General features: G+C 73.2%; 24 protein-coding genes and 1 pseudogene. 18 read left to right on the forward strand and 7 right to left on the reverse strand.

What is annotated here, in order from left to right; genetic code table 11:
* Positions 1 to 24: 24 nt before the first annotated feature.
* Positions 25 to 351: a hypothetical protein gene (locus ACIRFH_RS22735; RefSeq protein ID WP_403523661.1), complete on the reverse strand. Its 327-nt coding sequence runs from the start codon at positions 349 to 351 to the stop codon at positions 25 to 27.
* 130 nt (positions 352 to 481) lie between these two features.
* On the opposite strand from ACIRFH_RS22735, the gene ACIRFH_RS22740 reads away from it, so the two are divergent.
* Entirely contained in the window at positions 482 to 880 is a 399-nt protein-coding gene (locus ACIRFH_RS22740; RefSeq protein WP_403523664.1) for a VOC family protein, read from the forward strand.
* On the opposite strand, the gene ACIRFH_RS22745 is transcribed toward ACIRFH_RS22740, so the two are convergent.
* Together ACIRFH_RS22745 and ACIRFH_RS22750 are read right to left on the reverse strand one after the other, a co-directional pair.
* On the reverse strand, positions 866 to 1,549 hold the full coding sequence (locus ACIRFH_RS22745) for a helix-turn-helix domain-containing protein (RefSeq protein WP_403523667.1): 684 nt from the start codon (positions 1,547 to 1,549) through the stop codon (positions 866 to 868). The two genes, ACIRFH_RS22740 and ACIRFH_RS22745, sit on opposite strands and share 15 nt — an antisense overlap.
* Before the next feature lie 10 nt (positions 1,550 to 1,559).
* Positions 1,560 to 2,495 carry an AraC family transcriptional regulator gene (locus tag ACIRFH_RS22750; protein WP_403523670.1) on the reverse strand — a complete coding sequence of 312 codons (936 nt, stop codon included), beginning with the start codon at positions 2,493 to 2,495 and terminating at the stop codon, positions 1,560 to 1,562.
* Positions 2,496 to 2,577: 82 nt separating this feature from the next.
* On the opposite strand from ACIRFH_RS22750, the gene ACIRFH_RS22755 reads away from it, so the two are divergent.
* Positions 2,578 to 3,420 carry an NmrA family transcriptional regulator gene (locus ACIRFH_RS22755; protein ID WP_403523672.1) on the forward strand — a complete coding sequence of 281 codons (843 nt, stop codon included), beginning with the start codon at positions 2,578 to 2,580 and terminating at the stop codon, positions 3,418 to 3,420.
* Between the two features lie 12 nt (positions 3,421 to 3,432).
* Here ACIRFH_RS22755 and ACIRFH_RS22760 read toward each other — a convergent pair whose 3' ends face one another.
* Positions 3,433 to 4,566 carry a YihY/virulence factor BrkB family protein gene (locus tag ACIRFH_RS22760; protein WP_403523675.1) on the reverse strand — a complete coding sequence of 378 codons (1,134 nt, stop codon included), beginning with the start codon at positions 4,564 to 4,566 and terminating at the stop codon, positions 3,433 to 3,435.
* Between the two features lie 100 nt (positions 4,567 to 4,666).
* On the opposite strand from ACIRFH_RS22760, the gene ACIRFH_RS22765 reads away from it, so the two are divergent.
* The 15 genes and pseudogenes from ACIRFH_RS22765 to ACIRFH_RS22835 all read left to right on the forward strand — a co-directional run bounded on the left by ACIRFH_RS22765 (position 4,667) and on the right by ACIRFH_RS22835 (position 20,023).
* Positions 4,667 to 6,307 carry an acyl-CoA dehydrogenase family protein gene (locus ACIRFH_RS22765; protein WP_403523678.1) on the forward strand — a complete coding sequence of 547 codons (1,641 nt, stop codon included), beginning with the start codon at positions 4,667 to 4,669 and terminating at the stop codon, positions 6,305 to 6,307.
* 322 nt (positions 6,308 to 6,629) lie between these two features.
* Positions 6,630 to 7,901 (forward strand): annotated as a pseudogene (locus tag ACIRFH_RS22770) (GAF domain-containing protein); the annotation flags it as partial.
* A gap of 300 nt (positions 7,902 to 8,201) precedes the next feature.
* Positions 8,202 to 9,500, forward strand: coding sequence for a hypothetical protein (locus tag ACIRFH_RS22775; RefSeq protein WP_403523813.1), 1,299 nt, complete (start codon positions 8,202 to 8,204; stop codon positions 9,498 to 9,500).
* A gap of 94 nt (positions 9,501 to 9,594) precedes the next feature.
* Positions 9,595 to 10,167, forward strand: coding sequence for a GNAT family N-acetyltransferase (locus ACIRFH_RS22780; protein ID WP_403523681.1), 573 nt, complete (start codon positions 9,595 to 9,597; stop codon positions 10,165 to 10,167).
* Positions 10,168 to 10,294: 127 nt separating this feature from the next.
* Entirely contained in the window at positions 10,295 to 10,378 is an 84-nt protein-coding gene (locus tag ACIRFH_RS22785; RefSeq protein ID WP_310591794.1) for a putative leader peptide, read from the forward strand.
* Between the two features lie 180 nt (positions 10,379 to 10,558).
* Complete coding sequence (gene sirA, locus ACIRFH_RS22790; RefSeq protein WP_403523685.1) at positions 10,559 to 12,256, forward strand: sulfite reductase SirA; 1,698 nt, start codon at positions 10,559 to 10,561, stop codon at positions 12,254 to 12,256.
* On the forward strand, positions 12,253 to 12,432 hold the full coding sequence (locus ACIRFH_RS22795) for a hypothetical protein (protein ID WP_403523687.1): 180 nt from the start codon (positions 12,253 to 12,255) through the stop codon (positions 12,430 to 12,432). Before sirA ends, ACIRFH_RS22795 begins: the two co-directional genes overlap by 4 nt.
* Complete coding sequence (locus tag ACIRFH_RS22800; protein WP_403523690.1) at positions 12,429 to 13,139, forward strand: phosphoadenylyl-sulfate reductase; 711 nt, start codon at positions 12,429 to 12,431, stop codon at positions 13,137 to 13,139. The genes ACIRFH_RS22795 and ACIRFH_RS22800 overlap by 4 nt, the downstream gene beginning before the upstream one ends.
* A gap of 1 nt (position 13,140) precedes the next feature.
* Complete coding sequence (gene cysC / locus ACIRFH_RS22805; protein ID WP_403523692.1) at positions 13,141 to 13,710, forward strand: adenylyl-sulfate kinase; 570 nt, start codon at positions 13,141 to 13,143, stop codon at positions 13,708 to 13,710.
* Positions 13,707 to 14,654 (forward strand): sulfate adenylyltransferase subunit CysD, encoded by a 948-nt coding sequence (gene cysD / locus ACIRFH_RS22810; protein WP_403523695.1) that lies wholly within the window; start codon positions 13,707 to 13,709, stop codon positions 14,652 to 14,654. Before cysC ends, cysD begins: the two co-directional genes overlap by 4 nt.
* Positions 14,655 to 14,656: 2 nt before the next feature.
* Positions 14,657 to 16,012 (forward strand): sulfate adenylyltransferase subunit 1, encoded by a 1,356-nt coding sequence (locus tag ACIRFH_RS22815; protein WP_403523698.1) that lies wholly within the window; start codon positions 14,657 to 14,659, stop codon positions 16,010 to 16,012.
* Positions 16,013 to 16,437: 425 nt separating this feature from the next.
* On the forward strand, positions 16,438 to 17,541 hold the full coding sequence (locus ACIRFH_RS22820; RefSeq protein WP_403523701.1) for an aliphatic sulfonate ABC transporter substrate-binding protein: 1,104 nt from the start codon (positions 16,438 to 16,440) through the stop codon (positions 17,539 to 17,541).
* Between the two features lie 34 nt (positions 17,542 to 17,575).
* On the forward strand, positions 17,576 to 18,364 hold the full coding sequence (locus ACIRFH_RS22825) for an ABC transporter ATP-binding protein (protein ID WP_403523704.1): 789 nt from the start codon (positions 17,576 to 17,578) through the stop codon (positions 18,362 to 18,364).
* On the forward strand, positions 18,351 to 19,247 hold the full coding sequence (locus ACIRFH_RS22830) for an ABC transporter permease (protein WP_403523706.1): 897 nt from the start codon (positions 18,351 to 18,353) through the stop codon (positions 19,245 to 19,247). Before ACIRFH_RS22825 ends, ACIRFH_RS22830 begins: the two co-directional genes overlap by 14 nt.
* Positions 19,248 to 19,255: 8 nt before the next feature.
* On the forward strand, positions 19,256 to 20,023 hold the full coding sequence (locus ACIRFH_RS22835) for a sirohydrochlorin chelatase (RefSeq protein WP_403523709.1): 768 nt from the start codon (positions 19,256 to 19,258) through the stop codon (positions 20,021 to 20,023).
* 56 nt (positions 20,024 to 20,079) lie between these two features.
* On the opposite strand, the gene ACIRFH_RS22840 is transcribed toward ACIRFH_RS22835, so the two are convergent.
* The gene (locus tag ACIRFH_RS22840; protein ID WP_403523712.1) at positions 20,080 to 20,298 is read right to left on the reverse strand and encodes a hypothetical protein; all 219 of its coding nucleotides are present in this window, start codon (positions 20,296 to 20,298) and stop codon (positions 20,080 to 20,082) included.
* A 76-nt stretch (positions 20,299 to 20,374) separates the two neighbouring features.
* A complete protein-coding gene (locus ACIRFH_RS22845) occupies positions 20,375 to 20,929 on the reverse strand; it encodes a DUF1697 domain-containing protein (protein WP_403523715.1) in 555 nt (184 codons plus the stop codon).
* A gap of 387 nt (positions 20,930 to 21,316) precedes the next feature.
* Between ACIRFH_RS22845 and ACIRFH_RS22850 the strand changes: the two genes are divergently transcribed.
* Positions 21,317 to 23,566, forward strand: coding sequence for an MMPL family transporter (locus tag ACIRFH_RS22850; protein ID WP_403523718.1), 2,250 nt, complete (start codon positions 21,317 to 21,319; stop codon positions 23,564 to 23,566).
* Between the two features lie 70 nt (positions 23,567 to 23,636).
* On the opposite strand, the gene mgt is transcribed toward ACIRFH_RS22850, so the two are convergent.
* The gene (mgt, locus tag ACIRFH_RS22855; RefSeq protein ID WP_403523721.1) at positions 23,637 to 24,839 is read right to left on the reverse strand and encodes a macrolide-inactivating glycosyltransferase; all 1,203 of its coding nucleotides are present in this window, start codon (positions 24,837 to 24,839) and stop codon (positions 23,637 to 23,639) included.
* Positions 24,840 to 24,859 lie beyond the last annotated feature (20 nt).

Below are 24,859 nucleotides of genomic sequence, written 5' to 3' on the forward strand. Positions count from 1 at the left end.
GCGTCCGGTCACCCCGGCGTCCGGTCAAGGACGGTGCGCCGCCGCGTCCTTGGACAGCTTGACGGCCGACCGCAGGCTGAGGCCGGGGGCCGCCTCGCGCAGGACCTTGACGGCCCGCACGGAGTCGGCCGGGCCCTCGTACCCGGCGGCGGCGAGACGCTGGTGGACCCAGCGGGCGCGCAGGGCGGCGTCGGGGACGGCGGCCGCGCGCTCCACCAGGGCGGCCGCTTGCTCCAGCCCGGGCCGCTGTTCCGGGGACGCCTCGGCGAGCGCCTCGCGCAGGCCGGCGGCGATGTCGTCCGATTCCCGCAGGAGCAGCACGTCGAATTCGTGTTTTCCGCGTCCGAGCATGGCCCCAGGGTCGGTGCCGCATGCCGTACGGATCAAGGGACTTGAGGGCTTTCTGAGCTGTTCCGCCCGGCGGCCCGCGGTGTCCGATTCCTTCAAGACGCGCCCTCGCCGTCCTGCCTACGGTGGCGTCATGACCGCACGATTCGACGCCATCGGCCTGGTCGTCTCCGACATGGCCGCCTCCGTGACCTTCTACCGCCGGCTCGGTTTCGCCTTCCCCGAGGGCGCCGAGAAGCAGCCGCACGCCGAGGCCGGGCTGCCGGGCGGGATCCGGCTGCTGCTCGACACCGAGGAGACCGTCCGCTCCTTCCACCCCGGGTGGCGGCCGCCGGCCGGCGGCGGGCGGGCCTCGCTCGCGCTGCGGTGCGAGACACCGGAGGAGGTGGACGCGCTGTACGAGGAGCTGACCGGCGCCGGGCACCACGGTGAGCTGCGGCCCTGGGACGCCTTCTGGGGGCAGCGGTACGCCGTCGTGAACGACCCGGACGGCAACGGCGTCGACCTGTTCGCCCCGCTAGCGCCCCAGTAGCGCGGTCGGGGACGTCCCGGTCAGCCCCCGTACGTCCCGGGCCAGGTGCGCCTGGTCCGCGTACCCGGCGCGGGCGGCCGTCTCCGCGAGGGGCGTGCCGGCCCGGGCGAGGGCGAGGGCGCGTTGCAACCGCAGGACGCGGGCCAGTGTCTTGGGGCCGTAACCGAAGGCGGCCAGCGAGCGGCGGTGCAGCCGGCGCGCCCCGATGCCGAGTGTGTCGGCGGTGGCGGCGACCGGGCGGCCCGCGTCGAGGGCGGCCACGATTCCCAGGAGCAGCGGGTCGGGGGGTTCGGTGCCGGCCGCGAGGGACAGGGCCGCCTCCTCCAGGCCGCGCACCGGGTCACCGGCCGCGTTCACCCGCGCGGTCAGGCGCCGCGCCTCGGCGGCCGGCCACAGGTCGGCCAGGTCGACGCGCCGGTCGCGCAGTGCGTGCGCGGGGACGCCGAGGAGGGCGGGCGCGGTGCCGGGGTAGAAGCGGACGCCCGCCCAGCGGCCCGGGGAGCCGTCGGTGACGTACGCGCGGGTGTCGGGGCCCGCGACCAGCAGCCGTCCCTCGTGCCACAGCAGGTCCATGCAGCCGTCGGGCAGGACACGTCCCGGGCCGTCCCCGGCCGGCGTGCTCGTCCACACCACCGCGCCGGGCAGCCGGGAAGTACGTTCCGCGTACACGCCGGCCACGCTACGCCGCCACGGTCCGGAACTCCTGCGGGCTGACGCCGTACACCCGCTTGAAGGCGGTGGACAGGGCGAACGCGGTGCCGTAGCCGACCTGGCGCGCTATGGCGCCGAGGGTGTCGTCGGTGTCGCGCAGCCGGTCGGCGGCGAGGGCGAGGCGCCAGCCGGTGAGGTACGCCATCGGGGGTTCGCCCACCAGCTCGGTGAAGCGCCGGGCGAGCGCGGCGCGGGAGACGCCGGCCTTGGCGGCGAGGGACGCGACCGTCCAGGGGTGGGCCGGGGCGTCCTGGAGCAGCCTGAGCGCCCGGCCCACGACCGGGTCGCCCAGCGCCCGGTACCAGGCGGGCGCCTCGGCCCGCGGCCCGGCGAACCAGGCCCGCAGCGCGGCGATGACCAGCAGGTCGAGGAGGCGGTCGAGGACGACCTCCTGGCCGGGTTCGTCCCGCGTGACCTCGTCCATGAGGACGGGTGTCAGCGGGCAGTCCCACTCCTCGGAGGTGAGGGACAGCAGCGGCGGCAGGGCGTCCAGCAGCCGGCCGCCGATCTCGCCGCGCACCAGGTAGGTGCCGATCAGTACCACCACGTCGCCTTCGGGCCGGTTGCCCCAGGTGCGCACGCCGAGGTCCATCGAGCCGTTGAGGGGGCGCCCGTCGGGGTAGCTGCACTCGCCGCCCGGCAGGATCAGCGCCTGTGGCGGGGTGGCCGGGTCGTCGGCGCAGGTGTAGGCGTCAGGGCCGCGCGCGATCGCGAGGTCCCCGGCCCGCAGCCGCACCCGCTCCCCCGTGTCCGGCACGATCCAGCCGTCACCGCGGACCATGAGCATCACCGTCAGCGGCGCCCGGTCCTCGACGCGCACGGCCCACGGCGGGTCGAAACAGGCGCGGATCATGAACGCGCCACGGGCACGGGGGCCTTCCAGCAGACCGGCGAGTGCGTCCATGACCGGACAGCGTAGACGTACGCGTATGGGAGCGAGCCGTTCGGCGATGGGCTGGTGCGACGGCCGGCGGTTGGCTGGGGGCATGACGGAGATGAGCAGGCACGGGGACATGACGGTCGTGGTGACGGGGGCGTCCGGCCGCAGCGGGCGGCGCGTGGCCGAGTCGGCGCGGGCGGCCGGACTCACGGTGCGGGCGGCGTCCCGGGCGACCGGCTTCGACTGGCGGGACCGGTCCACCTGGGCGGACGTCCTGCGCGGCGCCGACGCGGCCTACCTGGTCCACCCGGCGGACGTCGGCGCTCCCGACGCCCCCGACGTGGTCGGGGCGCTCGCCCGGGAGGCGGCCGGGCTCGGCGTACGGCGGCTGGTGCTGCTGTCGTCGCGGGGCGAGGAGCAGGCGCGGCCCACCGAGGAGGCGCTGGCCGGGGCGGGCGCGGACTGGACGGTCGTACGGGCCGCCTGGTTCGCGCAGAACTTCAGCGAGGGCCCGCTGGTGGAGGGGCTGCGCGCGAGCGGGGAGCTGGTGTTCCCGGCCGGTGAGGTCGCGGAGCCGTTCGTGGATCTGCGGGACGTCGCGGACGTGGTGGTGGCGGCGCTGACCTCGGGCGAGCGGTACGCCGGGCAGGTGCTGGAGGTCTCGGGGCCCCGGCTGCTGACCTTCGGGGAGGCGGTCGGCGAGATCGCGAAGGAGACGGGCCGGGCGCTGACGTACCGGGCCGTCCCGTCGCACGAGTACGGCGAGATCCTGGCCGCGTTCGGGATTCCGGAGGAGGAGGCCGCCTTCCTCCTGGAGCTGTTCGGCTCGCTGCTCGACGGGCGCAACGCCCACCTGTCCGACGGGGTCCGGCAGGTGCTGCACCGGGCGCCGAGGGACTTCGGGGAGTTCGTCCGGGACGCCGCGGTGGCGGGGACGTGGCGGCCCTGACGGGCCGCGGGGTCAGGAGGCCTCCGGCTTGTCCCCGTGATCGTGGTGGGGATGCTTGGCGTGGGCGCGCAGGCGGGCCGTGACGTCCTCCGGGGGCAGGAACCGGGACCAGCGTTCCGGGAACTCGGAGGGCATGTCGGGGTCCGCCTCACCGCTCGCGGCGGCCCGGGCCACGTACTCGGCGACCTGCGCCTGCCGCAGCCGTTCGTTGGCCTCGCGGGCCGCGGCGGTGGCGGCGGCCGGCCAGACCCGGTCGATGGCCGCGTTGACCGCGGCCCCGACGAGCACGGCGAACGCGGACACACCGATCCACAGCAGCACGGCCACCGGCGCCGCGAGCGAGCCGTAGATGGTCGGGCCCTCGACGGTGCTGGTGAGGTAGATCCGCAGCAGGAAGCTGCACAGCACCCACATGGCGAGGGCGACCAGCGCGCCGGGCACGTCCTCGATCCACGGGGAGCGCACGGGCACCGACACGTGGTACAGCGTGGTCAGGAAGGCCACGGACAGGACGATCACGACCGGCCAGTACAGGACCTGCACGACGGTCGTCGACCACGGCACGACCCGCACCACGGCGTCCGGACCGGCCACCATCAGCGGCAGCGCCACCGACCCGATCAGCAGGGCCACGATGAACAGCAGGAAGGCCATCAGACGGGTCTTGACGATGCCCCGGACGCCGTCGAGGCCGTACATCACGGTGATGGTGTCGATGAAGACGTTGACCGCGCGGGAGCCGGACCACAGGGCGAACAGGAAGCCGATGGAGATGACGTCGGGCCGTCCGCCCTTCGTCACGTCGTTCAGGATCGGCTCGGTGATCTGCTTGACGCCCCGCTCGGAGAGCACCGTGCGGGAGGCGTCCAGGATGTTGGTGCGCAGGCTCGCGGTGGTGTCGGCGCCGATCCACAGGTCGACGTAGCCGAGCAGGCCGAGGACGCTCAGCAGCAGGGGCGGCACCGACAGCAGGGTGAAGAACGCGGCCTCGGCGGCGAGGCCGAGGATGCGGTACTCCATGCACGAGTTGACGGTGTCCTTGAGCAGCAGCCAGGCGGTCCTGCGTTTGGAGACGTTCCGGTAGAGGACCCGGGCACGGTGGAGCCGGCCCGCGGGCCGTTCGGGAGATTCACTTGCTGGCTGCACGCCCTAAAGGTATCCGTCGCGGAGGCCCGCACTCACCCGCGGACGACCGTGGAGGCGCCCGGGGCCCTTCCCGGTCCCCGGGCGCGGTAGGTTCGCCGTCATGGCAGGGAGCACCCACACCGTGACGAACCAGGCCCCGCCGCTGGCCGGTTACGACGTCTTCACCGCCGACCGGGCCCTCGTGGCGGCGGTCGAACGGCACCTGGCACCGGAGCTGCGCGAGGAGGCGCTGGACGAGCTGTCCGGCCTCGGGCGCAGCTGCGGCTCCGCCCAGGTGCTGGAGTGGGGCGCGCAGGCCAACGACAATCCGCCGGTCCTGCGCACGCACGACCGCTACGGCCACCGCGTCGACGAGGTCGACTTCCACCCGGCCTGGCACCGGCTGCTGGGCAAGGGCGTCTCCGCGGGCCTCACCGCGGCCTGGACCCGGCCGGGCGGGCACGTGCGGCGCGCCGCCGGGTTCCTCGTGTGGACGCAGGCCGAGGCGGGCAACGGCTGTCCGCTGTCGATGACCCACGCGGCGGTGCCCGCCCTGCGCGCCGACCCGGACCTCGCCGCCGAGTGGGAGCCTCGGCTGACCTCGCGGGTGTACGACCGCGGGCTGCGGCCGGCGCACCTCAAGGCGGGCGTGCTGTTCGGGATGGGCATGACGGAGAAGCAGGGCGGCAGCGACGTCCGGGCGGGCACGACCTCCGCGCGGCCGCTGGCCGAGGACGGGACGTACGAGCTGACCGGGCACAAGTGGTTCTGCTCGGCGCCCATGTCGGACGGCTTCCTGGTACTGGCACAGGCCCCGGGCGGACCGACCTGCTTCCTGGTGCCGCGCGTGCTCGCGGACGGCACCCGCAACGTGTTCCTGCTCCAGCGGCTGAAGGACAAGCTGGGCAACCGGTCCAACGCCTCCGCCGAGGTCGAGTTCGCCGGGACCTGGGCGCGCCGGGTCGGCGAGGAGGGGCGCGGGGTGCGCACCGTCATCGGCATGGTGGCGGCGACCCGGCTGGACTGCGTGCTGGGCTCGGCGGGGCTGATGCGGCAGGCCGTCGCGCAGGCCGTGCACCACTGCGCGCACCGGGAGGCGTTCGGCGGGAAGCTGATCGACAAGCCGCTGATGCGCAACGTCCTGGCCGACCTCGCGATCGAGTCGGAGGCGGCCACCACGCTCGCGCTGCGGCTGGCGGCGGCGTACGACGACGGGGGCGAGCGGGAGCGGGAGCGGGCGCTGCTCCGGCTGGCGGTGCCGGCGGCGAAGTACTGGGTGACCAAGCGTTGCGCGCCGGTGGCGGTGGAGGCCGCCGAGTGCCTGGGCGGCAACGGGTACGTCGAGGAGTCCGGGCTGCCCCGGCTGGTGCGCGAGTCGCCGCTGAACTCGATCTGGGAGGGCGCCGGCAACGTGCAGGCGCTGGACGTGCTGCGGGCGCTCGGGCGGGAGCCGCTGGCCCTGGACGCGTATCTGACGGAGGTGGGTCTCGCCCGTGGCGCCGATCACCGTCTGGACGCGGCGATCAGGGGGCTGCTGACGGAACTCGCCGATCTGGAGGCCGCGGAGGGGCGGGCGCGGCGGCTGGTGGAGCGGCTGGCGCTGGTGCTCCAGGGTTCGCTGCTGGTGCGGTACGCGCCGCCGGAGGTCGCCGACGCGTTCTGCGCCTCGCGGCTGGGCGGCGACGGGGGCGCGGCCTTCGGCACGCTGCCGCCGAGCCTGGCTCTGGCGTCGGTCGTGGAGCGGGCCCGTCCGGTGGCCTGATCCGGCCCCGGCGGTCCTGCCGCCTCGCGGCGACACGGCCGCGCGGCGCGGGGGTGATGCTGCGCCGACACGGCACCACCCCCGCCACACAGGCCCGTTCGGGCCGCGTACGCCGCTCGGGGCGGCGTGGTTCAAGTTTCGGACACCCGCGCGACCGTCCACCAGGGTTGCAGGGGGTTGCACCTTGTCGCCCCCTGTGTACCGACCGTTTCCGACCGTCACGGGAAGATGGCCGGTGCCGAGACGAACATCCGGGACGATCACGGGCCCGCCGCCGGCCGGGCGCGCGTCCCGGCCCCTGTTTCCGGGAGGACGAGGACCAGTGGCGCTCTCGCCGATGGATGTGACGCGGTTCGCCGCCGTCGACACCGCGCGCGCGGCGCGGATGCTCAGCGAGGTCCGCTCCGCCAGGCTCTCGGGCGGGCGCGCTCCGGCGGCACCGCGTCCGGTGATCGAGCAGTCCTGGGAGCGGATGCTGCGCGGCGGCGTCGACCCGGACCGCGACGTCCGCTCCGGGCTGCTGTCCCCGGAGGAGGTGCGGCGCCGGCGGGAGACCTCGCCGTTGCGGCACGTGCTGCCGGTGCTGCGGGAGGGGCTGCTGTCGGTCGCGGACGTCGCCCGCCACATCATGGTGGTCGCCGACGACGAGGGCCGTGTGCTGTGGCGGGAGGGCAGCGCGCCGGTGCTGCGGAAGGCCGACGGGCTCGGCTTCGAGATCGGCGCGGACTGGCGGGAGGACGTGGTCGGCACCAACGGCGTCGGCACACCGGCGGTGACCCGGCGGCCGGTGCAGGTCTTCGCCTCCGAGCACTTCGTGCGCTCCCAGGCGACCTGGACCTGCGCGGGGGCGCCCATCAGCGACCCGCGCAGCGGCCGACTGCTCGGTGTGGTCGACGTGAGCGGGCCGCTGGAGACGATGCATCCGGCCACGCTCGCCTGGGTCGACTCGGTGGCCCAGCTCGCCGAGGCCCGGCTGCGCGAGCTGCACGCGCGGTCGCTGGAGCGGTTGCGTGCGGTGGCGGCGCCGGTGCTGGCCCGGCTCGGCGGGCGCGCGCTGGTCGTGGACCGGGACGGCTGGACGGCCGCGGTGACGGGGATGCCGTACGTGGAGCGGGTGGTGCTGCCCGGGTCACCGGTGACGGGTCCGAGGTGGCTCCCGGCGCTCGGGGCGTGCGCGGTGGAGCCGCTGGCCGGGGGCTGGCTGGTGCGGGTCGCCGCGGAGCCGGCGTCCCACGGCGCCCCCCGGATCGTGCTCGACCTCGGGCAGCCGCGCCGCTGGTCGGTCCGGGTGCGGGACGGCGCGGGGTCGTGGGAGCGGGAACTGAGCCCGCGGCACGCGGAGTTGCTCTACCTGCTGGCCGTCCGGCGCGCCGGCCGCAGCGCCGCTGGGCTGGCGGAGGACGTGTTCGGCGATCCGTCGCGCACGGTGACGGTGCGGGCCGAGATGTCCCGGGTCCGGCGGTACCTCGGGGCCTATCTGCGGCACCGGCCGTATCGTTTCCGCGACGACGCCGGGGTCGAGGTGGTCCTCCCGGACGACCCCCGTGACCTGCTGCCCCGCTCGACCGCACCGGCGGTGACGGAGCACCGGGCACAGGCCCCGTCCCGGACACCGGCCCAAGCCCCGTCCCGGACACCGGCACAGGCCCCGTCCCGGACACCGGCCCAAGCCCCGTCCCGGACACCGGCACAGGCCCCTGAGCGGCGGCAGGCCCCGCGGCCTCCCGGTCCTCCCCCCGACGGCCCCCGAAAGGTGGTTCGTTTCCGCATATTTGCAGCGTCCGGCTCCGCGGCCCCGCCACCTGCCGTAGCATCCTCCACGGACCGCCCCCTCTGCTCCTCGGTCGACGTACGGAACGACGGGCGCAGGTGGATCGGGGCCCGTGGAGGTTCTATGAAGCAGCGCGGCAGACACCGTCGGCGCAGTCGGAGCAGGGCGTTGCGCGCGGCACTGACCGGGGCGGCTCTCGCGCTGACCGGCGCCGCCACGATGATCAGCGCCTCGCAGGCCACGGTCGCCGGCGACCCCGGCGCCCTCAAGCCCCTCGCCGCGACCGACGCCCTGCGGCTGACGGAACACCGGGTGCCCGAGCCCTGGCTCGACCGGCTCTCCGCCGCGATGGGCGGGCCGGTGGGCGCCGACACCGTCCTCGGCTCCGCCGACCACACCCTGCGCGACGCCGCCGACTGCACGGCCGGGGAACGCGAGGCGCTGCCGGTCTCCCCCGCGGCCACGCGCGCCTACTGCTGGGACGCCGAGGACACCCGGGGCTGGCGGCCCGGGGCGGTCACCACCTCGGGGGACGCCGGCGAGGACGGCCGCTGGGGCTCCCACCGGGTCGTCCTGTCCGCCTGGAGCCGCGACGCCGGCACGCCCGGGGGCGGGCTCGCCCGGGTCTCGTTCGTCGACGCCGACGATCCCGGCCGCCTCGCCTACGCCTCGGCGCTCCTCGCCGTCCCGGTGGACGGCGGACGCGACTACCGGGCGCTCGCCTCCCCCGTCTCCGGCATGGTCTGGTACCGGGACAAGCTGCTGGTCACCACCGGCGCCGGGGACCGCGACGCGCTGTACGTGTACGACCTGGACCGCGTCCAGCGCGCCACCGCCGACGCCGACGCGGTCGGCCGGGTGCCGGGCGGCTGGGCGGCGTACGGCCACCGGTACGTGCTGCCCGCCGTCGCCTCCTACCGGCTCGCCGACACGCCGGACGCCGCGCGCCCCGCCGCGCTCTCCCTGGACCGCGGCACGGTCCCCGCCGGCCTGGTGGCGAGCGAGTACGTGCCCGCCGACGCCGACCGGCCCACCCGCCTGTGGCGCTACGCGCTCGGCACGGACCCGGCCCGGACCGGACTGCCGGCCGCCGACTCCGCCGGGCACGTGGACGCGCGGGAGGCGTACGAGAGCGACGCGGCCGAGGTCGTGGGCGTGCTGGCGCACCGCCCGGCCGGCGCCGGACACACCGACTGGTACCTGGACCGGCCGGCCGGCGACCGGGGCGGGCACGGGACGCTGTGGCGGCAGGACGCGGAGGGCGCGCGGACCGCGGAGTGCGGTGCCGACGGGTCGCGCCAGTGCTGGAGCGGGCCGCCGGGCTCCCTGTCGTACCAGGCGGGGACGGGTGAGGTCTGGTCCCAGTCGGGCCGTGTGCTCTTCGCGCTGCCGCTGACCTCGATGGACGAGGCGCTCGGCTGACGGCCGCGGCGGCGGCTCCGGGGCCGGGGTCGAGGCCGGGTGGACGCGGAACCGGGATCGACAGATCTCGCGGCCGGATGATTCCCTGACCGCCATGACCAACATCGCCGTGACCACCTGGTCCCTGGAGCAGACCGCGCCGACCGATCTGCTGCCGGTCGCCGCCCCGGAGGGGGACGTGCGGATCGTCCGCGCCGAGGTGCCCTCGCCCGAGTTCAGCCGCTTCCTGTACGCCTCCGTCGGCGGTGACATCCGCTGGACGGACCGGCTGGGCTGGACCTACGCGCGGTGGCAGGAGCACCTCGGGCGGCCCGGCGTGGAGACCTGGGTGGCCTACGAGCGGGGCACGCCCGCCGGGTACGTGGAGCTGACGCCCGGGGACGACGGCGTCGTGGAGATCGAGTACTTCGGCCTGATCCCGGCCTTCCGCGGCCGGGGCATCGGCGGTCACCTGCTGTCGTACGGGACCGCCCGCGCCTGGGACCTCGCGGACCGCTGGCCGGGGCTGGCCACGACCAAGCGGGTGTGGCTGCACACGTGCAGCAAGGACGGCGAGTTCGCGATGGACAACTACCAGCGCCGTGGCTTCCGCCTCTTCGACACCAAGGTCGAGGAAGAACCGGAAGTGGAGACTCCTGGGCCCTGGCCCGGGGCCTTCCCGTCCTGACCTGCTCCGGAGCGTCCGTTTTCGGACCGTGTGACCCACGACACCCCTGTCTCGCTCTACGGGACAGGGGCGTCCGCATTTTGGATAAAGCTGGACTGCATTCAGATCGCCGTGCCACGCTTCCGCCATGTCCGGAACTGGAATTGCCTTGGTGAGTCGGCGGCACGTCGACCTCGGCCGCATGTCCAGCGCCATCTGTCCGGCGCGCTGAGAGACCCCTCCAGCACCACCGGATTCCTGCGTTCCCCTCCCTCCGCGCAATGACGCGCACGTATGCCCGTGCGCCCGTTCGCGCAGGTCAGAGCCGCCCTCCCGTCACCCGACCGCCACCTCTCACCGACGGCGCTCCGCGCCGGCCCAATCCATCGCTGTCCCGAAGGACGTGTCCACCATGGCCGCCACCCCGCCGAAGCCCGATGCCACGACTCCCCGCCGCAAGGTGAGCCGTCACCGCGGCGAGGGCCAGTGGGCCATGGGTCATTTCACCCCGCTCAACGGCAACGAGCAGACCAAGAAGGACGACGACGGTCTCAACGTACGGACACGTATTGAGACGATCTACTCCAAGCGGGGATTCGACTCCATCGACCCCGGTGACCTGCGCGGACGGATGCGCTGGTGGGGTCTGTACACCCAGCGCAGGCAGGGCATCGACGGCGGCAAGACCGCGATCCTCGAGCCCGAGGAGCTGGACGACAGCTACTTCATGCTGCGCGTGCGCATCGACGGCGGCGCGCTGACCACCACCCAGCTGCGCGTCATCGGCGAGATCTCCCAGGAGTTCGCGCGCGGCACGGCCGACATCACCGATCGGCAGAACGTCCAGTACCACTGGATCCGGATCGAGGACGTGCCCGAGATCTGGAACCGCCTGGAGGCCGTCGGCCTGTCCACCGTCACCGCCTGCGGCGACACGCCCCGCGTGATGATCGGCTCCCCGGTCGCGGGCATCGCCGAGGACGAGATCATCGACGGCACGCCGGCGCTGGAGGAGATGAAGCGCCGGGTCCTGAACAACCCGGCGTACTCGAACCTGCCGCGCAAGTTCAAGACCGCGATCTCCGGCTCGCCGGTGCAGGACGTCGTGCACGAGATCAACGACGTGGCGTTCGTCGGCGTGCGCCACCCCGAGCACGGTCCGGGCTTCGACCTGTGGGTCGGTGGCGGCCTGTCCACCAACCCCAAGCTCGGTGTGCGCCTGGGCGCCTGGGTGCCGATCGAGGACGTGCCCGACGTCTACGAGGGCGTCATCTCGATCTTCCGCGACTACGGCTACCGGCGCCTGCGCAACCGCGCCCGCCTGAAGTTCCTGGTCGCCGACTGGGGCGCGGAGAAGTTCCGCCAGGTCCTGGAGGACGAGTACCTGAAGCGCAGGCTGACCGACGGTCCGGCGCCCGACGAGCCGGCGAGCCGCTGGCGCGACCACATCGGCGTGCACCGGCAGAAGGACGGCCGCTACTACGTCGGTTTCGCCCCGCGCGTCGGCCGCGTCGACGGCACCACCCTCACGAAGATCGCCGACCTGGCGGAGGCGCACGGCTCGGGCCGCGTGCGCACCACGGTCGAGCAGAAGATGATCGTGCTCGATGTCGAGGAGGGACAGGTCGACTCCCTGGTGGAGTCCCTGGAGGCGCTGGACCTCAGTGCCCGGCCGTCCACGTTCCGGCGCGGCACCATGGCGTGCACCGGCATCGAGTTCTGCAAGCTCGCCATCGTCGAGACCAAGGCGCGCGGCGCCTCGCTCATCGACGAACTGGAGCGCCGCCTCCCGGACTTCGACGAGCCCCTCACCATCAACCTCAACGGCTGCCCGAACGCGTGCGCCCGTATCCAGACCGCGGACATCGGTCTCAAGGGCCAGCTGGTCCTGAACGACCGGGGCGAGCAGGTCGAGGGCTACCAGGTGCACCTGGGCGGGGCGCTCGGCCTGGAGGCCGGCTTCGGCCGCAAGGTGCGTGGCCTGAAGGTGACGGCGGCCGAGCTGCCGGACTACGTGGAGCGCGTCCTGAAGCGCTACCAGGCCGAGCGCGAGGACGGCGAGCGGTTCGCCACCTGGGCGGCGCGCGCCTCGGAGGAGGCGCTGTCGTGAGCGAGCGCGCCGCGCCCTTCTACTGCCCCTACTGCGGCGACGAGGACCTGCGACCGAGCGAAGAGGGCCACGGGGCCTGGGAATGCGCGGCGTGCAACCGCGCCTTCCAGTTGAGGTTCCTCGGGCTGATGGCCCGGGGGCTTCAGCCCGACTCCCCGGGAGGGAAAGCGATATGACGGCCATTCAGGAAGAGCGGACGACCGACGAGCTGAAGGCGCTGGCCGAGCGGGCGGGCCGCGAACTGGAGGACGCCCCGGCACTGGAGATTCTCCGGTGGGCCGCCGAGACCTTCGGCAAGCGCTTCTGCGTGACCTCCTCCATGGAGGACGCGGTCGTCGCCCACCTCGCCTCCCGCGCCCTGCCCGGCGTGGACGTGGTGTTCCTCGACACCGGCTACCACTTCCCGGAGACCATCGGCACCCGGGACGCCGTGGAGGCCGTGATGGACGTGAACGTCATCACGCTCACCCCCCGGCAGACGGTCGCCGAGCAGGACGCCGAGTACGGGCCGAGGCTGCACGACCGCGACCCCGACCTGTGCTGCGCGCTGCGCAAGGTCAAGCCGCTGGAGGAGGGCCTCAAGGGCTACCAGGCGTGGGCGACCGGCCTGCGCCGCGACGAGTCCGAGACCCGCGCGAACACCCCCGTGGTCGGCTGGGACGAGAAGCGCCGGAAGGTGAAGATCTCCCCCATCGCCCGGTGGACCCAGGACGACGTGGAGGCGTACGTCGCCGAGCACGGGGTCCTCACCAACCCGCTGCTGACGGACGGCTACGCCTCCGTGGGCTGCGCGCCCTGCACCCGCCGTGTGCTGGAGGGCGAGGACGCGCGGGCCGGCCGCTGGGCGGGCCGTTCCAAGACCGAGTGCGGGCTGCACGGCTGACATGACGACGACCACCGAGATCCAGGAGAACCACGTGACGACCGGAGCCACCGTCTGGCTCACGGGTCTGCCGAGCGCCGGCAAGACCACCATCGCGCACGAGCTGGCCGGCCGGCTGCGCGGGGAGGGCCGGCGCGTCGAGGTGCTCGACGGCGACGAGATCCGCGAGTTCCTCTCGGCGGGCCTCGGTTTCAGCCGCGAGGACCGGCACACCAACGTGCAGCGCATCGGCTTCGTCGCCGAACTGCTCGCCCGCAACGGCGTCACGGCGCTGGTCCCGGTGATCGCGCCGTACGCGGACAGCCGGGAGGCGGTCCGCAAGCGCCACGAGACCCACGGGACGGCGTACGTGGAGGTGCACGTGGCCACCCCGGTGGAGGTGTGCTCCGTACGCGACGTGAAGGGCCTGTACGCCAAGCAGGCCGCGGGTGAGCTGACGGGGCTCACCGGGGTCGACGACCCGTACGAGGAACCCGCCTCGCCCGACCTGCGCATCGAGTCGCAGGACCAGACCGTCCAGGAGTCCGCCGCGGCGGTGTACGCCCTGCTCAGCGAAAGGGGACTGGCATGACGACGACCGTCGCCACGGTCAAGGAGGGCGAGGGCTCGGCGAGCAGCCCCTACGCCCTCTCCCACCTCGACGCCCTCGAGTCCGAGGCGGTGCACATCTTCCGCGAGGTGGCGGGCGAGTTCGAGCGGCCGGTGATCCTGTTCTCCGGCGGCAAGGACTCCATCCTCATGCTGCACCTGGCGCTGAAGGCGTTCGCCCCCGCGGCCGTGCCGTTCTCCCTGCTGCACGTCGACACCGGGCACAACTTCCCCGAGGTCCTGGACTACCGCGACCGCACGGTGGAGAAGCACGGGCTGCGCCTGCACGTCGCCTCCGTGCAGGACTACATCGACCGGGGGGTGCTCAAGGAGCGCCCGGACGGCACCCGCAACCCGCTGCAGACGCTGCCGCTGACGGAGAAGATCCAGGCGGAAAGGTTCGACGCCGTCTTCGGCGGCGGGCGCCGCGACGAGGAGAAGGCCCGCGCCAAGGAGCGGGTGTTCTCGCTGCGCGACGAGTTCTCCCAGTGGGACCCGCGCCGTCAGCGCCCCGAGCTGTGGAACCTGTACAACGGCCGGCACGCCCCCGGCGAGCACGTCCGCGTCTTCCCGCTGTCCAACTGGACCGAGCTGGACGTGTGGCAGTACATCGCCCGTGAGGGCATCGAACTGCCCGAGATCTACTACGCCCACGAGCGCGAGGTCTTCGCCCGCGCCGGCATGTGGCTGACCGCCGGCGAGTGGGGCGGCCCCAAGGACGACGAGACGGTGGTCAAGCGGCGCGTGCGCTACCGCACCGTCGGCGACATGTCCTGCACCGGCGCGGTCGACTCCGACGCCGACACCATCGAGAAGGTGATCGCCGAGATCGCCGCGTCCCGGCTCACCGAGCGCGGCGCGACGCGCGCCGACGACAAGCTCTCCGAGGCCGCGATGGAAGACCGCAAGCGCGAGGGGTACTTCTAGAGATGACCACCACCACCGAACCCACCGAGCCCTCGGCGGCCTGGCAGCTGTCGGAGACCACCCTGCTGCGGTTCGCCACCGCGGGGTCCGTCGACGACGGCAAGTCCACCCTCGTCGGCCGCCTGCTGCACGACTCCAAGTCGGTCCTCGTGGACCAGCTGGAGGCCGTGGAGCGCGCCTCCGCGAGCCGCGGCCAGGACGCTCCGGACCTCGCGCTGCTCACCGACGGTCTGCGGGCCGAGCGCGAGCAGGGCATCACCATCGACGTGGCCTACCGCTACTTCGCCACCCCGCGGCGCCGGTTCATCCTGGCCGACACCCCCGGGCACGTGCAGTACACCCGGAACATGGTCACCGGCGCCTCCACGGCCGAGCTGACGGTGATCCTGGTCGACGCCCGCAACGGGGTCGTCGAGCAGACCCGTCGGCACGCCGCGATCGCCGCCCTGCTGCGGGTGCCGCACGTCGTCCTCGCCGTCAACAAGATGGACCTGGTCGACTACCGGGAGTCCGTGTTCGCCGCGATCGCCGAGGAGTTCACGGCGTACGCGACCGAGCTGGGCGTCCCCGAGGTCACCGCGATCCCGATCTCGGCGCTCGCGGGCGACAACGTGGTGGAGCCGTCGGCGGTCATGGACTGGTACGGCGGCCCGACCGTCCTGGAGCACCTGGAGACCGTCCCGGTCAGCCACGACCTGGCGCACTGCCACGCCCGGCTGCCCGTGCAGTACGTGATCCGTCCCCAGACCGCCGAGCACCCCGACTACCGGGGCTACGCGGGCCAGATCGCCGCCGGCACCTTCCGCGTCGGCGACGAGGTCACCGTGCTGCCGTCGGGCCGCACCTCCAAGGTGGCCGGCATCGACCTGCTGGGCGAGCCGGTCGACGCGGCCTGGACGCCGCAGTCGGTGACGCTGCTGCTGGAGGACGACATCGACGTCTCCCGCGGCGACCTGATCGTGCCCAGCAAGGACGCCCCGGCCACCACCCAGGACGTCGAGGCCACCGTCTGCCACGTCGCCGACGCGCCGCTGACCGTGGGCCACCGCGTGCTGCTCAAGCACGGCACCCGCACCGTCAAGGCCATCGTCAAGGACATCCCGGCCCGGCTCACGCTGGACGACCTGTCCCTGCACCCGCACCCCGGCCGGCTCGTCGCCAACGACATCGGCCGCGTGAAGATCCGCACCGCCGAGCCGCTGCCCGCCGACTCCTACGCGGACTCCCGCCGCACCGGCTCGTTCATCCTGATCGATCCGAGCGACGGCACCACGCTGACCGCCGGGATGGCCGGCGAGTCCTTCGCCGCCCCGGAGCCGGTCAAGGACGCCGACGACGAGGACGGCTGGGACTTCTGAGCATGAACTCCCCCGATTTCTACTCCACGTTCGCGAAGGAGGGCGGCCGCGTCGGCAGCGGTGCTCTCGGCAGCGGGCAGGGCGGAGTGGCGCGATGTGCGCGCTGACGTACGCGCACCGCATGCGCGCCCAAGGGGGTGTCGTTCGGACCTGGCCGGCTCCAGGCAACGGCGCCTTTGTACCGGGCCGAGCGGGGTCTGGTGCGTGCGGCTGCAAGGCGGAGGAGGGCGTCGACGCGGAGCGTCGGCAACCGACGACAACGCCGCAGACGTGCGTGCCGGAGCCCGCGACCCCGGCAAGGTCCGAACGACACCCCCACACCCCCCACCCGCACAGCCGAAGACCTGCCGACCTCCCGGCCACGACCTGACACCTCGCACGAAGCGACAGGCGTGACCGCCGGGCCAACGAGAGGAACACCTCCCGTGCCTGCCACCACCGCCCTGCGCCGCACCCTCGCGGTCATAGCCGCCCTGCCGCTCCTGACCCTCGCCGCCTGCGGGTACGGCTCCGAGGCGAAGGACGACGACACCGCCGAGGTCGCCGCGGGTGCCGAGAAGATCGACGGACTCGACTCCGTCCGCATCGGCTACTTCGGCAACGTCACCCACGCCACCGCCCTGGTCGCCCGGCAGAAGGGCTTCTTCCAGAAGGAGCTGGGCGCCACCGAGGCCAAGTACGCGACGTTCAACGCGGGCCCGTCCGAGATCGAGGCGCTGAACTCCGGCTCCATCGACATCGGCTGGATCGGCCCCTCCCCCGCGATCAACGGCTACACCAAGTCCGCCGGCAAGAACCTGCGCATCATCGGCGGTTCGGCCTCCGGCGGGGTGAAGCTGGTGGTGAACCCCGACAAGGTCACGTCCCTGAAGGACGTCAAGGGCAAGCGCATCGCGACCCCGCAGCTCGGCAACACACAGGACGTGGCGTTCCTCAACTGGATCGCCGACCAGGGCTGGAAGGTCGACGCGCAGAGCGGCAAGGGCGACGTCACGGTCGTCCGCAGCGACAACAAGGTCACCCCGGACGCCTACAAGGCCGGTTCCCTGGACGGCGCTTGGGTGCCGGAGCCGACCGCGTCCAAGCTGGTCGCCGCGGGCGGCAAGGTGCTGCTCGACGAGTCCGACCTGTGGCCCGACAAGAAGTTCGTGATCACGAACATCATCGTGTCGCAGAAGTTCCTCAAGGCCCACCCGAAGGCCGTCGAGGCCGTCCTGAAGGCGTCGGTCGACACCAACGCGTGGATCGAGGCCCACCCGGACGAGGCCAAGGCCGCGGCGAACGAGCGGCTCAAGGCCGACACCGGCAAGGCACTGCCCGCCGACGTCCTGGACCCGGCGTGGAAGTCGATCCAGCTCACCGACGACCCGCTGGCCGCCACCCTCGACGCCCAGGCGGAGCACGCCGTGAAGGCCGGTCTGCTGAAGAAGCCCGACCTCCAGGGCATCTACGACCTCACGCTGCTCAACAAGGTCCTCAAGGCCAAGGGCGAGCCCGCGGTCGACGACGCCGGTCTCGGCGTCAAGTAAGCCCGGATCCGACCACTCCCAGGAGGTGACGACCATGGCCACGACCCTCGCCAAGGCCGCCGACGGCACCGAGGCGGCCACGCACGCCGCCCGGATCGAGCACGTCTCGAAGTCGTTCGCGGGCCCCGCCGGACAGCAGCTCGTGCTGGACGACATCACCCTCGATGTCGCACCCGGCGAGTTCGTCACCCTCCTGGGGGCATCCGGCTGCGGCAAGTCCACGCTGCTGAACCTGGTGGCCGGCCTGGACAGGCCCAGCGCCGGCGCCATCACCACGGACGGGCGGCCGGCCCTGATGTTCCAGGAGCACGCCCTGTTCCCGTGGCTGACCGCGGGCAAGAACATCGAACTCGCCCTCAGACTGCGCGGCGTGCCCAAGTCCGAGCGCCGCGACAAGGCCGAGGAACTGCTCGAACTCGTCCGGCTGAAGGGCGCGTACGGCAAGCGGGTGCACGAGCTGTCGGGCGGCATGCGCCAGCGCGTCGCGATGGCGCGCGCTCTCGCGCAGGAGAGCAGGCTGCTGCTGATGGACGAGCCGTTCGCGGCGCTGGACGCGATCACGCGGGACGTGCTGCACGACGAGCTGACCCGGATCTGGCGGGAGACGAAGCTGTCCGTCCTGTTCGTCACGCACAACGTGCGCGAGGCCGTGCGGCTCGCCGAGCGCGTGGTGCTGCTGTCCTCCCGCCCCGGGCGCGTCGCACGCGAGTGGACGGTGGGCATCCCGCATCCGCGCCGCATCGAGGACACCGCCGTGGCGGAACTGTCCGTCGAGATCACCGAAGAACTGCGTGGGGAGATCCGCCGCCATGGCCAGCACTGAGACGACCGGTCCGGCGAAGGACGGCGGCGACCTCGCCGGTCTGGAGGCGGGCCTCGACGCACTGGAGACGGTGCAGCAGGGCCGCACGCCGTTCCGGCAGACCTTCGTCGAGAAGATCCTGCCGCCCACCGTCGCGGTGCTCCTGGTGCTGGCGATCTGGCAGGGACTGGTCTCGTTCCACGTCGTCGACGACCCGACGAAGCTGCCCGCCCCGTCCGCCGTGTGGGACGTCGTCCGGCAGGCGTGGCTCCAGGGCGAGCTGCTCGGCTACATCTGGACCAGCGTCTCGCGCGGCCTGCTCGGCTTCTGCTTCGCCCTGCTGATCGGCACCCCGCTGGGGCTGCTGGTGGCGCGGGTGAAGTTCGTGCGGGCGGCGATCGGCCCGATCCTGTCCGGCCTCCAGTCGCTGCCGTCGGTGGCCTGGGTGCCGCCGGCCGTGATCTGGCTGGGCCTGAACAACTCGATGATGTACGCCGTCATCCTGCTGGGCGCGGTGCCCTCCATCGCCAACGGTCTGGTGTCCGGCGTGGACCAGGTGTCCCCGCTGTACCTGCGGGCGGGCCGCACGCTGGGCGCGACGGGGCTGAAGGGCACCTGGCACATCGTGCTGCCGGCCGCGCTGCCCGGCTATGTGGCGGGGCTGAAGCAGGGCTGGGCGTTCTCCTGGCGGTCGCTGATGGCCGCCGAGATCATCGCGTCCTTCCCCGACCTCGGCGTGGGCCTCGGCCAGCTGCTGGAGAACGGCCGCAACGCCAGCGACATGGCGATGGTCTTCGAGGCCATCCTGCTGATCCTGATCGTCGGCATCGCCATCGACCTGCTGATCTTCAGCCCGCTGGAGCGGTGGGTGCTGCGCAGCCGCGGTCTGCTGGTGAGGAGCTGAGACACCCCATGCGCCGTCCGGTCCGCCCCGCCCCGCACGCCCGGCCCGTCCTGCTGGTCGTCGCCCACGGCAGCCGCGATCCGCGGCACGCCGCGACCGTGCACGCCCTGGTCCGCCGGGTCGGGGCGCTGCGCCCGGACGTACGGGTGGAGACCGGCTTCCTGGACTTCAACGTCCCCTCCGTGCAGGGGGTACTGGAGTCCCTGGCGGCGGAGGGGATAAGGGACGTGGTGGCGCTGCCGCTGCTGCTGACCCGCGCCTTCCACGCCAAGGCCGACATCCCGGCCGTCCTCGCGGACGCGCCGGCCCGGCTGCGGATCCGGCAGGCGGAGGTGCTCGGCCCCTCCCCGCTGCTGCTGTCGGCGCTGGAGCGGCGCCTGTACGAGGCGGGCCTCACGCCCGCCGACAAGTCCTCGACCGGGGTCGTGCTGGCCTCGGCGGGGTCCTCCGACCCGGAGGCGATCGCAGTGATCGCAGACATCGCGCGGGAGTGGCGGCACACCGGTTGGTGCGCCGTGCGGCCTGCGTTCGCCTCCGCATCCCTTCCCCGCACCGAGGACGCGGTCCGCGCGCTGCGCGCCGCCGGCTGCGCACGCGTCGCCGTCGCCCCGTACGTGCTGGCCCCCGGCTTCCTGCCGGACCGCATCGCACGGGGCGCGGCCGGGGCCGACGTCCTGGCCGACGTGCTGGGCCCGGCGCCCGAGGTGGCGCGGCTGCTGCTGGAGCGGTACGACGCGGCGCGGACACCGGTGCCGGCGGCGGCCGGGGCGGCCTGACACCCGGACCGCCGCCCACCGATCAGCCGCGTGAACGACGCTCCAGGTCGATACGGCTAGGCGCCCAGGCCGAGCAGGGCCACGTCCAGGGGCAGTGGGGGCCGGTCCGGGAGAGGGCGGGGTTCCTCGCCGCGGCCGGTGTGGGTGGGCGGGACGGGGCGCAGGCCGCCGATGCCGTCGGCGGCCCAGGGCGCGTCCGTGGGCGGGAGCGACAGGGTGATCCGCCGCCCGTCGGCCAATGTCGCCCGTACCTTCGTCGAGTCGCTCGTCCGCATGACCACTCGCCTCCGTCGCGTCGTCCGGCGCTTCAGTCCTGTCCGTTGTGACGACTGCGGGCGCCGCACAGTTCCCTCAGGCCGCCGGCGCGGTCAGCTCGACGAGCTTGACGACGGTGTTCCAGTTGCGGGTGGTGGCGACCAGACCTTCGGTGAGGCGCGGCCTGGCGAGCTGTTCGGCGAGCTTGGAGCGGCCCAGCCCGTCCGGCGCGTACAGGTACAGGGCGCGGTCGCCGAGGCGGAACTCCTCGGGGAGGTACGCCGCCCGGTCGACCGGCGCGAAGCGCTCCTCGTCGGCCGGCGCGGAGAAGTAGGTGACGTGCAGCTGCCGGGCCTCCAGGTCGGCGGCCGGGAACGGGCACGCCTCGGCGACCGCTCTCAGATAGGCGTGGTCGCGCACGATCACGTCCACCGGGAAGCCGAAGTGCTCCTCGACCGCCCGCGCCAGCTCTGCGGCCAGGGACTGCTCGTCCCCGCGGCCGGACGTGAACGCGGCCTGCCCGCTCTGCAGATGGGTGCGTACGGCGTCGAGACCGAGGCCCTCCAGGAGCGTGCGCAGTTCGGCCATCGGGACCTTCCTGGCGCCGCCCACGTTGATCCCGCGCAGCAGCGCCGCATACCTCGTCGTCATGCCCACACCATAGAGCGGCCGTCGCGCCCCGTGGGGGCGGGCGCGACGGCCGCGTCCGCCGGGCGGACGTGCGCGCCACTCTCGCCCATCCGCCGGGCGGGATTCAACCGCCGCGCACACCTGTGACGTGTCCGACAGGCCCGCGGAGGGAAACTTGGCAGAATCCTGCCCTCCGGTCACCCTCCCCCGACCGCCGCCCCCGAGAGACCCGGACAGATGTAAGGGACCACCGTCCTCCCCAGCGGTGAGACCGGGTGTCCGAGGGGATGAGCCGGACCCGTCCCACGTCACCGGTCAGCACGACGAGACCGGCTTATGCGGGCCATACCTTCGAATCGGAAGGTGGTGGCAGGGGGCCTCCACCGCAGACGAGGGGGCAAGCCCGTCATGGGGAACGGAGACACACGGGTGCGGGGCATCGCCGCCCGGGCCGGCGGCTGGAGCGCCCGGCACCGATGGGCTGCCGTCGGGATCTGGGTACTGTTCGTCGTCCTGGCGATGGGGCTCGGTTCGGCGGCCGGCCGGGTCGACGTCAAGGACAGCGAGCAGATGGGGGGCGAGACGCGTACCGCCGCCAGGATCATCGAGGACGCCGGGATCGACGAACCGGCCGGTGAGACCGTCCTGATCCAGGCGAAGGACGGGGAACTGACGGCCACGGACGCCGAGTTCCGCGCCGCCGTCACCGCGGTCGTCGAGGCGGTGGAGGGCACCGGGAAGGTCACGGGCGTCACCTCGCCGTACCGGACGAAGACGATCTCGAAGGACGGCCGCAGCGCGCTGGTGCAGTTCGACATGCGCGGCGAGGCGGACACCGCGGTCGAGCGGATCGAACCGGTGCTGAAGGCCGTCGAGGGCGTCCAGGAGGAGCACGGGTCGCTGCGGATCGAGGAGATCGGCGGCGCCAGCATGATGAAGACGTACGACGACGCGTTCGGCGACGACTTCCAGAAGGCCGAGTACTCCGCGGTGCCGGTGGCCCTCGGCATCCTGCTGGTCGCGTTCGGCGCGCTGGTGGCCGCGCTGGTTCCGGTGGCGCTGGCGATCACCGCGATCATGGCGACGATGGGCCTGATGGGTCTCGTCAGCCACCTCCAGCCGATGAGCGACACCGCCAACTCCGTGATGCTGCTGGTCGGTCTGGCCGTCGGCGTCGACTACTGCCTGTTCTACCTGCGCCGCGAGCGCGAGGAGCGCGCCGCGGGCCGGGACGCGCAGACGGCGCTCAGGATCGCCGCCGCCACCAGTGGCCGGGCGATCGTCGTCTCCGGTGTGACGGTGTGCGTGGCGATGGCGGGCATGCTGTTCACCGGTATCGCCGAGTTCGAGGCGATGGGCCTGGCCTCGCTGATGGTGGTCGCGGTCGCCATGGTCGGCTCGGTCACGGTGCTGCCGGCACTGCTGTCCCTGCTGGGCGAGCGGGTGGAGAAGGGGCGCGTGCCCTTCCTGCGCCGGCGCCGGCGCCAGGGTGCCGAGGAGGGCAGCCGGTTCTGGACGGCGGTGCTGCGGCGCGTGCTCGCCAAGCCGGTGCTCGCCGCCGCCGTGGCGGTCGGTGCCCTGCTGGCCGTCGCCGCTCCCGCCGTCGGCATGAAGACGCAGAACCTCACCCTGGACCAGGAGTTCGGCGACGCACTGCCCATCGTGCAGACGTACAACCGGGTCAACGAGGCCTTCCCCGGCGGCTCCGACCCGGCCGAGGTCGTCGTCAAGGCCGACGACATCAACGCGCCCGAGGTGCGGGCGGCGCTCGCCGACTTCCGGGAGCGGGCGGTCAGTTCCGGCGCCTCGCGCGGGCCGGTCGGCATCACCATGCACGACGAGCAGAACGTCGCCCTGATCCACGTCCCCCTGGTCGGCGGCTCCGACCAGGACAAGGCGGGCGAGAGCCTGGACACGCTGCGCGACGACGTGCGGCCGGCGACGCTGGGCAAGGTCGACGGCGTCGAGGCCCCGATCACCGGGCAGGTGGCCGGCAACAAGGACTTCAACGACCAGCTGATCGGCTCGGTCGTGCCGGTCTTCGCGTTCGTCGTGGTCTTCGCCTTCCTGCTGATGCTGCTGTCGTTCCGCTCCCTGACGGTCGCGATCACCTCGATCGTGCTGAACCTGCTGTCGGTGGGCGCGGCGTACGGCATCCTCGTCGCCGTCTTCCAGCACGGCTGGGGCGCCTCGCTGGTGGGCGCTGAGGGGGTCGGCGCCATCGTCACCTGGCTGCCGCTGTTCCTCTTCGTGATCCTCTTCGGCCTGTCGATGGACTACCACGTGTTCGTGGTCTCGCGAATCCGCGAGGCGCGGCTGCGCGGCCGGACGACCAGGGACGCCATCCAGCACGGCGTGGTCACCACGGCCGGGGTCGTCACCAGTGCCGCGGTCATCATGGTCGCCGTGTTCGCCATCTTCGGCACCCTGTCCATGCAGTCCATGAAGCAGATGGGCGTGGGCCTGGCGGCGGCGGTGCTGATCGACGCGACGGTCATCCGGGGCGTGCTGCTGCCGGCCGTGATGGCCCTGCTCGGCGAGCGGAACTGGTACCTGCCGAAGTGGCTGCACCGGCTGCCCGACCTCACCCACGACGAGACGCCCGAGGCGGTCGCCCCGGCGGCCCGGGACGACGAGGGCGAGCGGGTCGGGGTCTGAACGGCCCCGGGAGGGTGAGGGCCCGTCGGTTCCGGGGGAACCGACGGGCCCTCGGTCGTCACCGGCGCGGTCAGGACCGCGCCGCCGCCAGCTCCGCCTCGATCAGGTCGGCGGCCCGCCGGGTGCCGCCCTCCTGGGCCATCTGCGCCTGGATCTCCTCCAGGCGCGCGGCCACCTCCGGGTCGTCGACCAGGGCGAGGGCGGCGGCGCGCAGCGCCTCGGCGGTGGCGTCCTCGGTGGACAGCCGGCGGGCGACGCCGAGCCCCTGGAGCATGTCGGCGTTGCCGAACTGGTCCGCGGCCTGCGGCACGGCGATCATCGGCGTGGCGGTGGCCAGGCCCTCCTGACTGCCGCCCGCACCCGCGTGGGTGACGAACAGGTCGGCCTCCTGGAGAATCGCCAACTGCGGCACCCACGACCGCACCTCCACGTTGCCCGGCACGTCGCCCAGGTCGGCGGCGTCGACGTGGCTGCCGATCTGGAGCACCACGTGCCAGCCCGGCAGGTCGCCGAAGGCCCTGACGCACTCCCGGTAGAAGGCGGGCTGCTTGGTGAAGGCGGACCCGAGGGAGACGAGCACGACCTTCTCGGCACCCTCGGGACGCGTCCACGCGCCCTCGGCACCGCGGTCGCCCTGGCAGGCACCGACGAAGGTGTACGTCTTCTCGTCCACCCTCTCGGCGTTGGGCTGGAGCGCCTTGGGGATCAGCACCAGGGAGCGGTCGGGGCGGCCGGTGAAGGGGTCGGGGTGCGTCGTGATCCCGTTCTCCTCCAGCCAGGTCCGGAAACGGGCGTAGTACGCCTGACCGCGCTCGGTCTTGCGCGGCTCCTCCCACATCGGCTCGGCGACCTCCTTCTCGTACCCCTCCCAGGCGACCATGCAGGGCGACAGGGAGACCGCGGGCACGCCCCAGCGGTGGGCGAGGACGCGGGCCGGGTAGGAGGCGATGTCGTGCAGGACGAGGTCCGGCTCGTCCCCTTCATAGGCCTTGATGAGCTGGGGCAGTGCCTGGACGGCGTCGTCGAGGAACGGCTCGACGTTGTCGAGCAGGGTGGTGCCCCACGCCTCCGGGTCGGCGTCGGGGCCGGGCAGCGTGCTGTTCCACAGCTTGGGTTCGGCGCCCGTCTCGGCGACCTTCTCCGCGAAGAGCGGCGGGATCGCGTACGTCACCCGGTGCCCTCGTGCGACGAGCTCGCGGATCACCTCCAGGCTGGGGTTCACGTGGCCGTGCGCGGCGATGGAGAACATGGCGATGTGGGCTCGACCGGTCATGTCACCACCGTAAGCGAGAC

The organism is Streptomyces sp. NPDC093586 (assembly GCF_044764905.1).
GTDB lineage: Bacteria > Actinomycetota > Actinomycetes > Streptomycetales > Streptomycetaceae > Streptomyces.

What these genes read in the sequence shown, in the direction of transcription:
- cysC (WP_403523692.1), top strand. Translation starts at nt 13,141, where the DNA reads ATGACGACGACCACCGAGATCCAGGAGAACCACGTGACGACCGGAGCC.
- ACIRFH_RS22775 (WP_403523813.1), top strand. Translation starts at nt 8,202, where the DNA reads ATGAAGCAGCGCGGCAGACACCGTCGGCGCAGTCGGAGCAGGGCGTTG.
- ACIRFH_RS22735 (WP_403523661.1), bottom strand. Translation starts at nt 351, where the DNA reads ATGCTCGGACGCGGAAAACACGAATTCGACGTGCTGCTCCTGCGGGAA.
- ACIRFH_RS22765 (WP_403523678.1), top strand. Translation starts at nt 4,667, where the DNA reads ATGGCAGGGAGCACCCACACCGTGACGAACCAGGCCCCGCCGCTGGCC.
- ACIRFH_RS22825 (WP_403523704.1), top strand. Translation starts at nt 17,576, where the DNA reads ATGGCCACGACCCTCGCCAAGGCCGCCGACGGCACCGAGGCGGCCACG.
- ACIRFH_RS22840 (WP_403523712.1), bottom strand. Translation starts at nt 20,298, where the DNA reads ATGCGGACGAGCGACTCGACGAAGGTACGGGCGACATTGGCCGACGGG.
- ACIRFH_RS22830 (WP_403523706.1), top strand. Translation starts at nt 18,351, where the DNA reads ATGGCCAGCACTGAGACGACCGGTCCGGCGAAGGACGGCGGCGACCTC.
- sirA (WP_403523685.1), top strand. Translation starts at nt 10,559, where the DNA reads ATGGCCGCCACCCCGCCGAAGCCCGATGCCACGACTCCCCGCCGCAAG.
- ACIRFH_RS22780 (WP_403523681.1), top strand. Translation starts at nt 9,595, where the DNA reads ATGACCAACATCGCCGTGACCACCTGGTCCCTGGAGCAGACCGCGCCG.
- ACIRFH_RS22800 (WP_403523690.1), top strand. Translation starts at nt 12,429, where the DNA reads ATGACGGCCATTCAGGAAGAGCGGACGACCGACGAGCTGAAGGCGCTG.
- ACIRFH_RS22750 (WP_403523670.1), bottom strand. Translation starts at nt 2,495, where the DNA reads ATGGACGCACTCGCCGGTCTGCTGGAAGGCCCCCGTGCCCGTGGCGCG.
- ACIRFH_RS22755 (WP_403523672.1), top strand. Translation starts at nt 2,578, where the DNA reads ATGACGGAGATGAGCAGGCACGGGGACATGACGGTCGTGGTGACGGGG.
- ACIRFH_RS22740 (WP_403523664.1), top strand. Translation starts at nt 482, where the DNA reads ATGACCGCACGATTCGACGCCATCGGCCTGGTCGTCTCCGACATGGCC.
- cysD (WP_403523695.1), top strand. Translation starts at nt 13,707, where the DNA reads ATGACGACGACCGTCGCCACGGTCAAGGAGGGCGAGGGCTCGGCGAGC.
- mgt (WP_403523721.1), bottom strand. Translation starts at nt 24,839, where the DNA reads ATGACCGGTCGAGCCCACATCGCCATGTTCTCCATCGCCGCGCACGGC.
- ACIRFH_RS22815 (WP_403523698.1), top strand. Translation starts at nt 14,657, where the DNA reads ATGACCACCACCACCGAACCCACCGAGCCCTCGGCGGCCTGGCAGCTG.
- ACIRFH_RS22845 (WP_403523715.1), bottom strand. Translation starts at nt 20,929, where the DNA reads ATGACGACGAGGTATGCGGCGCTGCTGCGCGGGATCAACGTGGGCGGC.
- ACIRFH_RS22850 (WP_403523718.1), top strand. Translation starts at nt 21,317, where the DNA reads ATGGGGAACGGAGACACACGGGTGCGGGGCATCGCCGCCCGGGCCGGC.
- ACIRFH_RS22835 (WP_403523709.1), top strand. Translation starts at nt 19,256, where the DNA reads ATGCGCCGTCCGGTCCGCCCCGCCCCGCACGCCCGGCCCGTCCTGCTG.
- ACIRFH_RS22785 (WP_310591794.1), top strand. Translation starts at nt 10,295, where the DNA reads ATGTCCGGAACTGGAATTGCCTTGGTGAGTCGGCGGCACGTCGACCTC.